The organism is uncultured Clostridium sp., from assembly GCF_900547735.1.
In the GTDB taxonomy this organism is placed as follows: Bacteria; Bacillota; Clostridia; order Lachnospirales; family Lachnospiraceae; genus Otoolea.
The window spans coordinates 1-14,568 of record NZ_URHZ01000108.1 but is presented as its reverse complement, the minus strand read 5'-3'; the positions used below and the strand labels follow the sequence as shown (position 1 = coordinate 14,568).

The following is a 14,568-nucleotide window of genomic DNA, read 5'->3' as shown; positions in this document are numbered from 1 at the left end:
CTCCCACTCCCCCGTCCGCCATCTTACAGAGGCGTCCTCGCATCTCAACTAAATCTTCTTATCGCTCAGAATGTTCAGGTAAAGCTCAAACAGCTGCCTGTGTTTCTTTGCGATGACATCCAGGATGAGTCCGCTCATCCACAGCAGGAAGGACACCACATAGATGCCCGAGCAGACGATGAGGGTCGGGAATTTCGGAACCGTTCCCGTGGAGAAATACCCCTCGAGAATCGGGGCAAAGAATACGGTTGCTATAAGAAAACAGAGCAGTCCCAGCCATCCGAAGAAGGCAAACGGCTTATAGTCGCGGAACAGTCTGGCAATCGTCTTTAAGACCCTGAATCCGTCCTTATAGGTGTTCAGCTTGGAGACGCTGCCGGCCGGCCTGTCACGGTATGTGACGGGAACCTCCAGAAGCTTGAAGTTTTTATCCAGCGCGTGGATGCTCATCTCCGTCTCGATCTCAAACCCCTTTGAAAGGATTGGAAAGCTTTTTACAAACTGGTAGTTGAATGCCCGGTAGCCCGTCATGATATCCTTGATATCACTGCTGAATATCGTATTGATAAGTCCCCGCACAAGGCGGTTGCCCGCATTGTGGAAGGGCCGTTTATTCTCCGTAAAATAGGTGGAGGACAGCCTGTCCCCAATCACCATGTCGGCCCTGCCCGAAAGGATCAGATCCACCATGCTCCTGGCGTTCTCCGCCGGATAGGTATCATCCCCGTCTATCATCAGATAACACTCCGCATTGATGTCGCGGAACATGCTGCGGATAACGTTGCCCTTTCCCTGATGGTATTCATAGCGTACAATAGCTCCGGCCTCCTTCGCCGCCTCATCTGTGTGATCGGTGGAGTTGTTGTCATATACATAGATCGTCGCCTCCGGAAGCGCCTCCCTGTAATCCTTTACTACCTTTGCTATCGTCTGGCTCTCATTATAGCAGGGAATCAATACTGCAATCGTATCCATCCTCTATTCCTCCTGTATCATTGTTCCGCCGCCGTCCGGTTCTGAACGGTTCCACGGTTTCTTTCATTTTAATTTCCGGCGTTTTCATCCCCGCCGGCCGGTAATGGTGACAGTGCGGGATTGACCGCCACTCCCCTCTTCCCGTCTACGGAAGATTTAAAACCTATCGTTATCGTGCCGGTAAGACCGGTAAGGTCAAGCTCCGTCTCCGTTTTCCTGTACTGCGCATCACCCGGGATTTCCACCGCTCCGGCCTCTTTTGTCGTGACGCCGTCGGAAGCGGTGATGATAATCCGGAACGGATACGGATTCATCCACCAGTCCGGATCGCCGAAAACAGCCGTCATCTTATAGCGTTCGGACTCTTTGTCCATCTGGAAACGCCCATACCGCTCATCGGAATACGCATAATACCATCTGTTTTCCCTTCCGTCCGCCATATTGAGCCTTGCCATATTGAAGGCCTGCGGACCCGAGAGTTTTTCGGTCATATAGAATATATCCTCTACATAATACCCCGCTTTGTTCATCCATTCAAGGTATGCGTCTAAATTCTCGGCGCTTTGCGGGAACATATCGTATACGCCTTTGCCTTCCCGCATGAAATTCTCCACCCGCTTAAAATATTCCTGCTGAATGCCCCTCATTTCTCCTACGATGGCATTCCGGTTGTAAACGGGAACATCCTCCCCGATCAGCCTTGCGTAACTGCCGTAGTCGGCCCAGGTCATAAATATCACATCCACCTGCTGCCTGATGCTCTCGGAAAATAATTCGCGGTCCCTGAAGATCCATTTGGCATTCGCTTCGTAGCTCGCCGGAGAATCATCCCTCATGCACCACTCGTATCCCTGCCAAACCATTTTAAAACCGTACTGTACTTTTCCTCCCATGGGAAGGAGCAGTGCGATACCGGCCAGTACCGGCAGCCAGGCCCCGGAATACAGGAGGCGCAGACAGCAGAGCATGAGGATGATCCCATTCAGGAGTATGCCTCCCATAAAATATCTCGTGTGGCCCGTCGTTACCGTCCAGGCAAACATCGACAGGAGATAAACGCCAATCAGCAGCATCTCCCGTTTGTATTCCCGAACCTGTTTCCCGGCCTTTTTAAACAGGCCGGGAACGAGCAGGCCAGCCATAGCCAGATATCCGGCCACCAGATCCAGGTTGAAAGTGGATGCCATCTCGCTCATCCTGTAATCGGGATAGCGTATCATGTACCACGGCCAGAGGAAGATTTCCTTAAACTCGGAAGGCCCCCAGCGTTTGTCCTTAAAGTTCTCAATCGGATAATACCTCGATTTAAATATTGTATTATAGTAGGGGAAAACAGGATTTCCCGTACTGACTCCATTGTAAATCAGGTAAATCATTACCGGAACCGCCCCTGCCGCCAGGCAGGAAAAAAACAGAGGTACGGTAATGTCTTTTCTTATTTTCCAGATATATAAAATCACCAGCGGAGCCAGGTAGACGATATTGGTCATCTTCAGGCAGAAGAAAATCCCGCCCGTCAGGCAGAAGACAAATGCCTCCCGCTTTACAAACGCCTCGTCGCGCTCCCTCACCAGAAGAAAAATCATCTCCAGCAGAAACGGCAGCGCCAGCAGTTCGACCATGTAGCTTCCGCTCTGTAAAATCAAATCATAGCGGCACACCGCCAGAAATGCCAGGAGAGACGGAGAGCCTAAAACCTTCCATACCGCTCTTATAACCGGATTCTGCGCTTTTTTCTCCCACTGCCCTACAATGCACAGGCTGCTCTTAAACCAGGCCAGAAAGACCGTTACCTGGCGGTAGATGACCAGCATGGCCACCGCATTTAAAAGTGTTCCCATCCTCAATCCCAGGGCTGCGCGGAACGGATAAAACATCCGATCCCCAAGCCGGAAACCAAACATCTGAAATTTCCCCGGCATGACGTGATAATTCAGGTTGTCTAAAAATCCGGGTATCTGGCTGAGCAGGTGATAATTATAAGTGTCATAGCTCATGTCCGGGCGGATTCCCTTTACCGCAAAAAAGCCAAAGATAAAAATACTTCCCGCCACTGCAATCAGATCTGTTTTTACGCGCTCCGTCCTGGGAACCCCTATGATCTTCCATCCGGCAAACCCGGTTAAAATGAGGGCCGCCGCCCTGGACAGAACGGTCACCTGAGGAAGTCCCGCAAGCCAGCACAAAAGATCCAGGAATTCACAGATCCATATTAATAACGCATACAGAAGGAAAAAGTAGAAAGCCAGACTTCCCGCCCTCCAGGCCCCGGATCTGCTGCCGCACATTTCATGCGTAACAGCACGTTCCGCGGTATACTGCGCCCCCGACTCATGCCTTCCCCGCCGTAATGTCCCATTAAACTTCATTGTACTGCAAGCTCCATTTTCTAATCCTATATTGTGTTTGTTATTGTCATCTTACCGGAAGAAATGCTCTTCCAGCATCAGACACAGCGCATGGTAAACAGGAAGGTGCAGTTCCTGGATTTTAAATGTCTCTGTTTCCGGAACCACCACTGCCGCGTCGCAGATTCCCTTAAGCTTTCCTCCGTCCCTTCCGGTCAGGCCCACCACCTTCATGCCCTTGGCTTTGGCAGCCACGGCGGCATACATGATGTTTTCTGAATTTCCCGATGTGGTGATGCCGAGCAGCACATCACCCGGTTTTCCGTATCCGTAAACCTGCTGGGCGTAGATCACCTCGCCGTCCACATCGTTTAAAAATGCCGTGGACAGGGCGATATGTCCCGTCAGCGCGATAGCCGCAAGTCCCTGCTGCAGGCTGCAGGCCAGTTTTTCGCCTCTCTCCGGATCCACGGCTTTAAGGCTCTCTGCCATCTCCTCCGGAACGGACCGTTTTTTTACAAAGCCCTTCATCAGCTCTCCCACGATATGTTCCGAGTCCGCACAGCTTCCGCCGTTTCCGGCAATTAAAAGTTTGCCGCCGTTCTCATACGAATCCCTGACCGTTTCATAAAGAGCCCTTATATCGCCCTCCACCTGTTTTAACACGGGATAGCGCTCCGTAAGTTCCGTTAGATATCTGTATTCATCCATTTTACCGTACCTCCTGTTTCACACTGTCTGAAGTAATGTAATTCTCGTCAAAGAGACGTAAATTTGCCTCCGCCTCCTCCTTTGTCAGTTTTTCCCGGCTGACCCGGGCCAGCGCATTACCGTTTTCAAAGAAGAAATCGGTCAGCACACCGTCCGCAATCAAATCCCGGAGCAGGCCGTAGCTCCACTCCCAACTGTCTGTGCCGATATAACCGGCCTCCGCGTACACATAATCCGTATCCGCATATTCCATATATTCCTCAAACGCCTCCGGGGAATTGACCAGTTCCACGTTTCCCCACGGCGATGTGATATCCTTATAAGACTGGACATTGCAGGGAAATTCCAGGCAGAAGGGGTGGTTTCCGAAAGCAATAACCCGGTTTGCCGGGTCGGACGAAAGCACCTGCCAGATGACTGCATTTCCTTTTGCTATCATGTCCTCATGCTGTTTTGCCCTGTGGTTATATCTCCCTTTGTTCAGTACCTGAATCTCGGAAAATCCCGCCGACCAGGCCCAGTTTGTCTGCGACATTACCAGGATATTAAAAGTAAGAAGCGGCACGGTCAGCGCCAGAACCAGTTTTTTAAGGCTCTTCTCCTCCAACCGGTTCAGACTTCTGCAAAACCACAGAATCAGGAAGGTATAAAGAAGCATAAAGTAATTTCCATCCACCTGGTACAGCATGATGAGGCTCACCATATTAACCGCCAGGAACGGCCAGAATACAACGGCCGCCGCCCGATTGATACAGTCTTTCTCCCGCTTTACCGCGCCCGTCAGCCGAAACAGAATCATGCAGGCCGCCGCAAAGAAGAGGAATGACGTCCCCCATGCGATAATCACATGCCCCATATCCTTGCCTTCCGGCGATAAAAGGATCTGCCAGAGCCTGCGGAGCAGTACGTGCAGGTTACTCTCATCCTGCCAGTTCTGAGGCAGTGAACCTGTGGCAAAGGGATATTTCATTTCAAACCCCATTTTTGCAAAAATGGAGGTAAAAACGGAAGTCACCGGCATTCCCGTTATCATCATGGTCCTGCCCCAGATTCCAATCAGTGCGGCTCCCGGTAAAACGAGCGCCGCCCAATGTCTTACGGGCGCTTTAAAGGACAGTCTCTTTGAGAAAATCAGATAGAGTCCCATCATCCCGAATATGGCCGTGGAGAACACAAGGGAGGTCGGTTTCATCGTGAGCGACAGAAGGTAGGCCCCCGCCGCCAGAAGAAGCAGCGGTACATTCCCTTTGGAGATATCCGCACTATGCTTTTGCGTGCTCACGACATACCTGAAAAAATACTCCAATATAATAAGCTGCAGAAGCCACGTGATAATATCGGGCTTTGCAGAGATTCCCATATTCATAATGCCGGGCAGGGACGCACACAGCGCCGCCGCCAAAACGGCATACTCCCGCTTCATAAAAAGCCGGGCAACTCTGTATACAACCGTCAGCCCCATCACCGACAGCCACAGGGTAAAAAACAGCAGATAGCTGTGTGAGGCCAAATCCGCCAGCGGCAGGGTCAGGACCTCCAGCCCTTTGGAATAAACGTAGGCCATTCCCACCAGACCCGGATTTTCATAAATTCCGCCGCCCCCGGCCAGAATATACTCCGACCTGACGCCATACCACAGGGTATCAAAATCAAGCGCAATGTTCATCCTGCCGGCCTGTATCAGCACGGCGATGAGAATGAATGTAAAGCACAGCGGATAAAGGAGCTTCCCGGCCGTTTCCGGCTGTCCGTTTTCACATTCACGGATTCTCCCGCGCAGTTTCCACTTCACGCCGTAGAAAGCGCAAAGAAAGCTTCCGCCGCCCAGGCAGACCAGACGCATGACCGGAATCCGGCCGATTCCGGCCGCCGATAGAAGACAGAAGCAGAGAATCACTGCGCTGCTTCCCAGCAGAAAATCGGCGGGATATCCGCCCCGCTCCTCTATTTTAAAAACATATTCCTTTAAAAACCGCCCGGCCAGGATCAGAAATCCCAGATATACCGCCGAGACAGCCATCGGAAGAAACACTACGTGCAGCCAGCAGAAAACCACGGCCAGAACCGCGGCCGCGGCCGCCTGCTTTCTTTTGTCCTTTATCAGGAAAAAGACTGCCCCCGAAATGAGGAACAGAATGCCAATCTCCGCCAGCATCTTTGCCGATTCCGGCGTCTTAATATAATTTACAAGAAATCCTTCCCCGAAAAATAAGGTATGAACGGGGATTAAAATGGAGACTGCGGCTGCAAGTATCATGATTGCTGCTGCCATTCTGTTTCTTAACTGCATGTTCCGCCTCCTCCTGTCTTAGTTCTCTGGTTCTTCAGCGCTTATCTTCAGCGCCTGTCTTTACTGTCTTTACTATCTTTATTGTCTTTACTATCTTTATTGTCTTTACTATCTTTATTGCCTTTACTATCTTTATTGTCCTTACTGTCCTTGCCGCTCCATCTTCCCTCCGTCACGGCCCGTGCCGCCGCGAGAAGATCTTCTGCGTAGTAATCATAGTTTCCGTCCGCACATCCGCTGCCCGGCTCTGTTCCATCCTCTTTTTGTGACTCTCGGAGCGCCGCGCCGTATCCCGTACCGACGAGAATACTTCTGATTCCAAAATTATGCCCGGCCTCGGTATCGATCAGCTTGTCTCCTATCATCCAGGAATTTTCCCGGTCGATTCCTCCGGCCAAATCCCGCTCCGCCGCTTCAAACATTCCGGTTCCCGGCTTGCGGCAGCGGCAGTTCCTCTTATATTCCCCGATTCCGTGCTCCGGGTGATGGGGACAGTAATAAAATGCATCCACGTGGGCGCCCGACTGCCCCAGAAGAACGTTCAGGTACCGGTGCAGCGTTTCCACGTCCGCTTCCGTATAGTATCCCCTGGCCACTCCGGCCTGGTTCGTCACCACGATCACGGTGAACCCCGCCTCGTTAAACAGCCTTACGGCCTCGGCTGTTCCCGGTATCAGCACCAGATCCTCCGGCCTGTGCAGATAGTTCACTTCCGTATTCATCGTGCCGTCGCGATCCAGAAAAACCACCTTCTTCGGTTTTTCATCCCGTTCCGGCTCCCTCTGCTCTTTCATTGACGTCATCTCTTATCTCCCGCCATCTTTATGTCTCCTGAAACTGGTTCCGTTATCTGGTTAAAATTTGAACTGGTATTCCTTATCCGGCATCTGGACCTTCACATCCTGGTACTGCCATCTGTCGTCATTGCAGATCCAGCTCTGAGCGCCCCTGAGTTCAAAATTCCAGTCCATGAGCTGGCCGCCGACCTCTTCCAGTCTGGCCGCCACCTTATGTTTTACATTGTAGGGACAGTATACCAGCAGGAACCCGCCGCCGCCTGCTCCCAGGAGTTTCCCGCCCAGGGCGCCGGCCTTCTTAGCCTCCTCATAAAGAGTATCAATCTGGGGACTGCTGATCTTGCTGCTCATTTTCTTCTTGCTCTCCCAGCCGTAGTCCAGAAGTTTTCCGAAATTGTGCAGATTTCCCTTCAGCAGCTCGTCTTTAATTGCATAGGAGAGAGCTTTTACCTCGCACATCGCGTCGAAGGCATCCTGTTTTTTGTAGTTGCTGACCTGATCCTTGATAATATTAGCGGAAACGTGGATATTACCCGTATAACATAAGAGCAGGTTATACTGCAGTTCATTGATGATATCTCTCCTGATTCTCAGGGGATTGACCACCACGTTGTTGCGCCCGTGGAATTCGATAAAGTTAAATCCCCCGAATGTGGCCGCATACTGATCCTGGTAACCGCCCGCTATATTTAAGTCGCAGCGCTCCACGCCATAAGCCAGATCCGCCATCGCATAATTGTCAAACTCAATTCCTTTCCACCGCGCCATTGCAGTGAGAAGGGAGACCATGACGGTCGACGAGGTTCCAAGACCGGATCCCGGAGGCGCGTCACACTGAAGATAAACCTCACAGCCCTGCTTGATATCCATTGCCTTTAAGGCAGCCGTAACGAGATCCAGCTTGCCGTCATAAACATAATTTTCTTTTGTATTGTATTTCACCGTCATATCGAAATCCAGGGAATGGACGGTAATGTGCTCGTCTTCCCTCGGTATGATGGAACAGTATGCATATTTATTGATTGTGCTGCCGATGATGGCCCCTCCCTGTTCCAGACAGAACGGTTCCACATCGGTTCCTCCTCCCCCGAAGCTGACGCGCAGGGGAGCTCTTCCTCTTATGACCATTTGATCACTCCTTTCTTCACGTCCTCCTGAAATCGGAAATAATCGTCCGGCACGCCGATATCAATAAAGTAACCGTCGTTGACAAAGCCGCCCAGACGCCTGCCTTCCTTCATCCATCCGGGAATCATCTCATTTTCCAGTGAAACCTTTCGGGGCGGGATTTCATCGAGCAGTTTTCGTGACATCAGGTAAACGCCTCCGTTAATTGTGCCCGGCCGCGCCTCTTTTTCTTTCTCATTAAATCCGGTCAGCATCACGCCGTCCAGGACGGCCGCGCCATAGCGCGACACGTCGGGAACCTCCCGGAGCACAAGAGCCATATCCAGTCCGTTCTCTTCCTTAACTTTTACGAGCCTGCCGTAATCGATCCGGTAAAAGGTATCCGCATTGAGGACAAAAAAGCTGTCTTCGGTAATGTAACGGCCCGCATTCCTGATTGCTCCCGCCGTACCCAGAAGTTCTTCCTCATAGGCATAGGACGCCCTGATCCCAAAGGCCTCCCCGTCTCTAAAATGCTCTTCCACCATGCTGCCCTTATATCCGACGGCAAAAATAATATCGGTAATCCCAAACCGCGCCAGCCCGCGGACCACGTATTCCAAGAAGGGCCTGTCCTCAATCAGAGCCATTGGCTTGGGGCGGTCGCTTACCACGCTGCGAAGCCGCGTCCCCAGCCCTCCGGCCAGAAGTATTGCCTGCATCTTTATCCTCCCGTTTACAAACTGCCGTTATTGTCCGCGGAGCTTCTGTAAAACACCGTACAGAACTGCCGCCGTGTACCGTAACGCCATGACTTATAATTGATCTTATAGTTAATCTTATAGTTGTTCCTATAATTGCTTATAATTGATCTTTCATCTGCTCAAAAAATTTCCGGCTGAGTTCTTTATCCAGCACTCCTACATAGGCGGCCAGCAGCATCCATGTCTGCTCCAGCCCCTTAATGTGGGTGCGTTCCTGTCCGTGGGAAGCCGAAACTCCCGGACCGATGAGCGCTCCGCGTATATCATTTCCGGCGGAAAGCGCGGAGGAAACGTCGGAACCGTAGTGCGGGAAAATATCCACCGCATAATCAATTCCATATTCTTTTGCCAGGCCGATCAGCCTGTTCGTCATATCAAAATCGTAGGGGCCGGAAGAATCCTTGGCGCAGATGGATACGCGGTACTCATCCCCGCTCAGATCATCGCCGAGGGCGCCCATGTCGATGGCAAGGAATTCCTCTATCTCTTCCGGGATGTAGCTACATCCGTGGCCTACCTCTTCATAATTGCTGATGGCAATTTTGAGAGTCTGCTCCGGCTGTTTTCCCGTCTCATGCAGATATTTGAGAAGTCCCAGTATGACTGCGGCGGACGCCTTGTCATCCAGATGCCTGGATTTGATAAAACCGCTTTCCGTGTAAACGAACTTCGGATCAAAGCTTATGAAATCCCCGGGGCCGATGCCCAGCTCCTCCACATCGGCTTTTTCCCGCACAATCTCATCGAGGCGGACTTCCATGTTGGCTTCCTTGCGCTCCAGCGTCCTGGCCTCATCAAAGGTGTGTACGGACGGAGCCTTTGTCTGAATCGTTCCGGTGAATGTTTTACCGTCCCTTGTCAGGATGCGGCAGTAGCTGCCCTCGATGGACTGCATCATAAACCCGCCCACCGATACGATGGCCAGGGTCCCGTCCGGCCTTACGGAACGCACCATGGCGCCCAGCGTATCCACATGGGCCGACAGTCCCAGAACCGTCTCCGTCTTTCCCGGCACGGTAATCAGCATTCCGCCTTTCCGGTTATAGGCAACCGGAAAACCAAAGCCGCTTACCTCCTTCTCAATTCTCTCCATCACCCTCTTTGTGTACCCCGACGGGCTGGGTATATTAACAATTTCATCCAGTATATTTACAATATAGTTCATATCTCTCATTCTTCCCTCCTGCGGGCATAGCAAACCCAGTTTAACTTTTGTATTTTATCACATATCACTTTCATTTTCCACCCGATACCGCCACAAAAGGCCTGAATTCCATGAAAAGTAAGAAACCCGAAAACAAATATTAAATAAAAAGAAAGAACAGTACCGAATCAGTACTGTCCCGTCTCTCTTAAATACTCCTCCATTTTAATCAGCCGCTCCTCATTCTGTTTCTTGTTCTTCTTGCTGACAAGCCCCAGGAGGACTTCCATCGCCATGACGAGGGTTGTGTAGGAGTTGTAAAATGATATATTTTCCGTTGAATTTAAAATGACGGCCTCCGCTCCGGCACAGAGAGGCGACGTATATTTATCCGTCAGGGCAACAATGTGGCTGCCCGCCCTCTTTGCCATATTGACCGCAAATACCGTGTCGCTTGAATACCTCTCATAGGACAGGCCGATGACCGTGTCCTTTTCCGTCAAATCCACCAGGGAATCGACCAGGGGCTGGCTGCCGTTCACTACATAGACGCCGGAGCGCACACAGCCCATCATGACGCCGAACGACGACGCAAAACCCGCGCAGGTCCGAAATCCCACAATAAACACGCGATCCGCTTCGGCTATCAGTTTTGCCGCCTTACGGTAGTTTACATAATCAGCCGTTGTCTGGTCATTCTCAATATTTCTCAGCACGTTGTCCTTCAGTACCGCGATAATCTCATCCTCGGACAGTAGTTCCATGGACTTTATTTTCTCGTATGGAATCTGGGTCTTTTCCTTCTTCCGGTTCTCGGCCAGCTCTTCCTGCAGCGCCCTCTTGAAATGGCTGAAATTTTCAAAGCCCAGTTTGGACGATACACGCACGACGGAGGACGGACTGACTCCCAATATCTGGGCAATCTCCGCCGAAGTCATGAAACACGCCGCTTCCCGGTTTCTCAATATATAGTCGAGGACAATTTTGTCCTTCGGCGTCAGCTTGGCTTCACCGGGTATATTCTTAATTCTATCCATCTTATGCCCTCCTGTGTCTGTTGCCCATTTCCCGGAGTCCGCGGGAAAATTCCGATTGACATCCCTCACTCCAGTAACTATAATTACACTAAGAAATGATTTCAAAAATTCAATATTTTTATGATTATGATTTTCAAGATTCATTATAAATAAGGATTTTGATTTTGGCAAGAAATTTCTGCTCATTGCCAGCATTTTCCTAAAATTTATCATTAATCCGGGAGGACTTTTTATGGCTCGAGACATGACTCAGGGAAATATCACCAGACATCTTCTGACTTATGCCGTCCCTCTGATGTTCGCCAATCTTCTGCAGCAGCTTTACCAGACGGTGGACTCCATTATTGTGGGGCAGTATAACGGAAAGGAGGCGCTGGCCGCTATCGGGGCCGCCGGTCCCATCATGAATATTCTGATTTTCCTGATTGTGGGCCTCTCCCTCGGCGCCTCCATCCTGATGTCCGAATACTTTGGGGCGCACGACTACGACGCCCTGAAAGCAGAGATGGCAACCTCCCTTGTTTCCGGCTTTCTCCTGACGGTTGTTCTCTCACTGCTCTCCTTTGCGGGCAGCGGTCTTTTCATCACCCTGACAAGAACGCCGGCAGAGATTGCGCCGATGGCCGCCGACTATCTGAGAGTTATCTCGCTGGGACTGATTTTTACCTTCTTTTATAACATACTGTCTGCGGGACTGCGCTCGCTGGGCGACGCCAGGGCTCCGCTCTACGTTCTCTGCATTACCACCGTGCTTCATGTTTTCCTGGCGGTTTATATGGTCGGCACGCTGAATATGGGCGTACAGGGAGCCGCCTATGCGACCGTTATTTCACAGGCCGTTTCCTCGCTGATGCTGTTTATCTACATAAAACTCAAGGTTCCCTATCTGAGGCTTAAGTTTGCAGAGCTGCGCATCAGAATGGACTTTCTGAAAAAGACCATTGATTTCAGCGCTATCTCCGCTCTTCAGCAGACCGTGCTCTACATCGGCCGGCTTCTGGTCCAGTCGGGCATCAATACGCTCGGCGTCGACGCTGTGGCCGCCTTTAACGCCGTCTCTATCATCGACAGCTATATCCTGGCACCCGGGGACAGTTTGGCAGCCTCCGTCACCACATTTACCGCCCAGAACAAGGGGGCAAAGCAGTACAAAAGGATTCCTACCGGCCTGAAAACCGTTATGGTGATGGCCGAGGTGTATATTATCACCATCTCCGCCCTCGTACTCGTCGGAAAAAACCAGCTTCTCGGCATTTTCCTGAAACCGGAGGAGGTCGAAGCCATCCGGATCGGAACGCTTTACATTGTGCCGATGGCCTGCTTTTATTTTATCAGCGGATTCACCAACAGCTTCCAGGGTTATTTCCGCGGTATCGGAAACCTTCGGGTAACGCTGATTGCCACGGTCATCCAGATTCCTATCCGCGTTGTCCTGACCTACTCCCTTCTGGGAAGATTTGGGATTCAGGCGGTTGTAATCGGCACGACACTGGGCTGGATCTGCATGACTTTATATGAATTAATCTACTATCGGAAATACGGCATCCACTAGAAAAGGTGCGGACAGCCGGGCGGTAAAGACAAAGGGATTCCCCATGTTCTTTACTGCCCGGCTGTTTTACCGGCATTATTGAAAAAGCCGCAGCCCTATTCTTCCTCCGGAAATTTCATTCCCCATTCCCTGCGTAGGTCCGTCATAATCTCCATGACATCCTCCGTAAAATCCAGATGCATCCTGTCCGCCGCTCCAGAAACCGCCAGCTCCATATCAATAACCTCATACATCAGGGCATCCTCCGTCTTTCCCTCCCCGACCGTTTCCGTCCGGCCGCTTTCCGTATAAGTGATGACTGCTTTCTCCGCCCTGGGATAATCATAAATCTCAATATACCCCCTGTCGAATGAAACCATACCGCGCTTCGGCTGTTTAGCATGAAGTGAAAGTGAAACGGAAGCCATCTCCTGCGCCCGGTTCATCAGAAGAATTCCCGCCTGCTCATCCACCCCGGTCGGGGCAAACCTGACCTGTGACACAACCCGATCCGGCTTTTCCGACATAAACCATCTCACAAAGGAAAGGGCGTAAACTCCGATATCCAAGAGCGCTCCTCCGGCCAGCTCCCGGTTGAAAAAGCGGTTTTTCATATCATATTCCTTATAGCTGCCGAAATTCATCTGGATAAAACGGAGGGGTCCCAGAGCCCCCGACTCCGTTATCTCCCGTAATTTCCTGTATACGGGCATGTGGTAAAGCGTCATGGCCTCCGCAAGAATAACGCCGTGTTCCCGCGCCGTCCGGACCGCCAGCGACAGCTCCTCCGAATTAAGGGTAATGGACTTTTCACAAAGGACGTGTTTCCCGTTCTTCAGCGCCTCCAAAATAAACGTGATATGCGTATTATGCGGTGTCGTTATATAAATAATATCAATTTCATCATCGGTAAACATCTGATGAAAGTCTTCATAAACTTTCCCAATCCCATACTTTTCAGCATATGCAACTGCCTTTTCCCGTGTCCTGTTTCCCACTGCATCCGGTTTTCTTCCCTGCTTTCCCATTGCCTCAGCCAGTTCATTGGCAATCACCCCACAGCCCAGTACCGCCCAGCGGTAGTTCTTCCGATTCCTATCCATAGTATTCTCCCTCATATTGCTGTCACTGCAGGCGGCGGACAGCCGTCTTTCCGTCATGATAAAACGCGGGGGGCGGGGTTGTCAAGGCTTATGTTTAGTTGAGATGCGAGGACGCCTCTGTTGGATGGCGGGCTGGGGAGTGGGGATATATGAGTCTTCAGTTCCGAGGGTTGGTTATGGTGAGGGGGAAGGAGGAGAAAAAAATTCCTGCGGGGACACGCTCCCGCTTATGAAGCGCACAGCGGATGCTAAGCTCGAAAGAACCTCGCTAAGCACCGGCGGGCTTCAAGGTCTCCCTTCGGAAAGTTTTTCTCCTCCTTCCCCGGGCAGGTTATCGACGGAACTGAAGACTTAGCCAAGGGTATTGCCCTGCCCGCCGTCCTCAGGGGCTGATTGTCTCTTTCGTCAAGTGTGGACGCCCTATTGTTGCGGTCACTACACAGTTGTAACGGATTCCAGCCATACCAGGTCCGGGTCTGCGGCCGCTGATTTGTGCTTCTTTTTATGGAATTGGGAAATTGTCGCAGCCTCTGCATCTCTTTGTATGACGGAAATCTCCCTCCTGTCCAATATGAAATTATATTGTATTTTAGCCTTAGATTATTTAGTCCGATCTCCATCTTTTAGTTCAACTTAATAGTTCGACTTAATAGTTCAACTTATTATTCAGTCTGAATATAAAAATATCACAACAATGTAGTGGCCGCGACAATACCTCCCCCTTACTTGACGAAAGAGACAATCAGCCCCTGAAGCCGGCG

General features: G+C 51.1%; 11 protein-coding genes. 1 reads left to right on the top strand and 10 read right to left on the bottom strand.

Annotated elements, in window-relative coordinates; all coding sequences use genetic code 11:
* Nucleotides 1–48 precede the first annotated feature (48 nt).
* The 9 genes from QZT18_RS21925 to QZT18_RS21885 form a co-directional block, all read right to left on the bottom strand.
* Nucleotides 49–975: a glycosyltransferase family 2 protein gene (locus tag QZT18_RS21925; protein WP_294151535.1), complete on the bottom strand. Its 927-nt coding sequence runs from the start codon at nt 973–975 to the stop codon at nt 49–51.
* 68 nt (nt 976–1,043) lie between these two features.
* The gene (locus tag QZT18_RS21920; protein WP_294151533.1) at nt 1,044–3,344 is read right to left on the bottom strand and encodes a hypothetical protein; all 2,301 of its coding nucleotides are present in this window, start codon (nt 3,342–3,344) and stop codon (nt 1,044–1,046) included.
* Between the two features lie 51 nt (nt 3,345–3,395).
* Nucleotides 3,396–4,034: an SIS domain-containing protein gene (locus QZT18_RS21915; protein WP_294151532.1), complete on the bottom strand. Its 639-nt coding sequence runs from the start codon at nt 4,032–4,034 to the stop codon at nt 3,396–3,398.
* A 1-nt stretch (nt 4,035) separates the two neighbouring features.
* Nucleotides 4,036–6,324 carry a potassium transporter KefB gene (locus QZT18_RS21910; RefSeq protein ID WP_294151531.1) on the bottom strand — a complete coding sequence of 763 codons (2,289 nt, stop codon included), beginning with the start codon at nt 6,322–6,324 and terminating at the stop codon, nt 4,036–4,038.
* A gap of 47 nt (nt 6,325–6,371) precedes the next feature.
* Entirely contained in the window at nt 6,372–7,127 is a 756-nt protein-coding gene (locus QZT18_RS21905) for an HAD family hydrolase (RefSeq protein ID WP_366925951.1), read from the bottom strand.
* 51 nt (nt 7,128–7,178) lie between these two features.
* Nucleotides 7,179–8,249 (bottom strand): GHMP kinase, encoded by a 1,071-nt coding sequence (locus QZT18_RS21900; RefSeq protein WP_294151529.1) that lies wholly within the window; start codon nt 8,247–8,249, stop codon nt 7,179–7,181.
* Nucleotides 8,240–8,950 (bottom strand): nucleotidyltransferase family protein, encoded by a 711-nt coding sequence (locus QZT18_RS21895; RefSeq protein ID WP_294151528.1) that lies wholly within the window; start codon nt 8,948–8,950, stop codon nt 8,240–8,242. The genes QZT18_RS21900 and QZT18_RS21895 overlap by 10 nt, the downstream gene beginning before the upstream one ends.
* A 139-nt stretch (nt 8,951–9,089) precedes the next feature.
* Nucleotides 9,090–10,166 (bottom strand): M42 family metallopeptidase, encoded by a 1,077-nt coding sequence (locus QZT18_RS21890; protein ID WP_294151527.1) that lies wholly within the window; start codon nt 10,164–10,166, stop codon nt 9,090–9,092.
* 158 nt (nt 10,167–10,324) lie between these two features.
* Nucleotides 10,325–11,173, bottom strand: coding sequence for a MurR/RpiR family transcriptional regulator (locus QZT18_RS21885; protein ID WP_294151526.1), 849 nt, complete (start codon nt 11,171–11,173; stop codon nt 10,325–10,327).
* A 232-nt stretch (nt 11,174–11,405) separates the two neighbouring features.
* Here QZT18_RS21885 and QZT18_RS21880 point away from each other — a divergent pair, with 232 nt between their 5' ends.
* A complete protein-coding gene (locus QZT18_RS21880) occupies nt 11,406–12,725 on the top strand; it encodes an MATE family efflux transporter (protein WP_294151524.1) in 1,320 nt (439 codons plus the stop codon).
* A gap of 95 nt (nt 12,726–12,820) precedes the next feature.
* On the opposite strand, the gene QZT18_RS21875 is transcribed toward QZT18_RS21880, so the two are convergent.
* Nucleotides 12,821–13,807, bottom strand: coding sequence for a Gfo/Idh/MocA family protein (locus tag QZT18_RS21875; protein ID WP_294151523.1), 987 nt, complete (start codon nt 13,805–13,807; stop codon nt 12,821–12,823).
* Between the last annotated feature and the right edge of the window lie 761 nt (nt 13,808–14,568).